The organism is Gemella haemolysans, from assembly GCF_901873445.1.
Classification (GTDB): domain Bacteria; phylum Bacillota; class Bacilli; order Staphylococcales; family Gemellaceae; genus Gemella; species Gemella haemolysans_C.
Map to the genome: position 1 here is coordinate 1 of NZ_CABFLN010000035.1, position 815 is coordinate 815.

Annotated in this window: 1 protein-coding gene; it reads right to left on the reverse strand. The window is 30.2% G+C overall.

The window, feature by feature from the left end:
• Positions 1–202: 202 nt before the first annotated feature.
• Positions 203–757 carry a helix-turn-helix domain-containing protein gene (locus JX287_RS05310; RefSeq protein ID WP_204643262.1) on the reverse strand — a complete coding sequence of 185 codons (555 nt, stop codon included), beginning with the start codon at positions 755–757 and terminating at the stop codon, positions 203–205.
• Positions 758–815 lie beyond the last annotated feature (58 nt).

Genomic DNA, 815 nt, shown 5'->3' on the forward strand with positions numbered 1-815 from the left:
ATATATCCTAAATTACGTAACGCACCATATATACGTCTATAACCATAATCTTTGTTATTCTTTCTTATTTCTAATATTTTCTCTTCAATTTCTTTATCTGGATTAACTCTATCGAATCTCTTCTGCCAGTACATATATGTTGCTTTTGGCATTTTCGCATATAAAAGAAGGTCTTTAAGTATGAATTCTCCTCGGAGACTGCTTATAATTCGCGCCTTCTTTTCATTTCTGCTTCTTCCGCTAAACGCAATCTCCTCGCTTCTTTTAAAAATGCATTTTCTATCCTTAGTTGTAGTAATTGATCTTCTAATTCTTTTACATATTCTTTAGATATATTATCATTTGTGGTTTGACTTGTTGTTTCCTTACTTAACTTTTTAGTTGATTTAGCCATTAAGATTTTCCGACCTTTCCTTCGTTCTCTCAATGCATCAGGACCAGCTACTCTAAAGCGATTAACCCAGTTATAAATAAGTGCTGGATTATTTATACCTTCTTGTAAAGCTAAGTCATTGTATGAGAGTTCACTTGTTAAGTATAATTCTACAACATATATCTTTTTTTCGAAAGGATATTCTTCATTTTTTCTTGAACGATATAACCCTTCATCTCCATATTTCTTATATTTGGTAACCCAAATTTCAATATTATTATGAGATTTTATAGCATACTTTTTCGCTAACGATCTTATGCTTATACTTTCATTTATATACTCTAGTACTACTTTCTTTTTAAATTCAAAATTATATTTAGTCATAAAAATACCGACCTCCAAAAAGTTAGATTTTTTGGTCTAACTTTTTGGGGTCGGTACA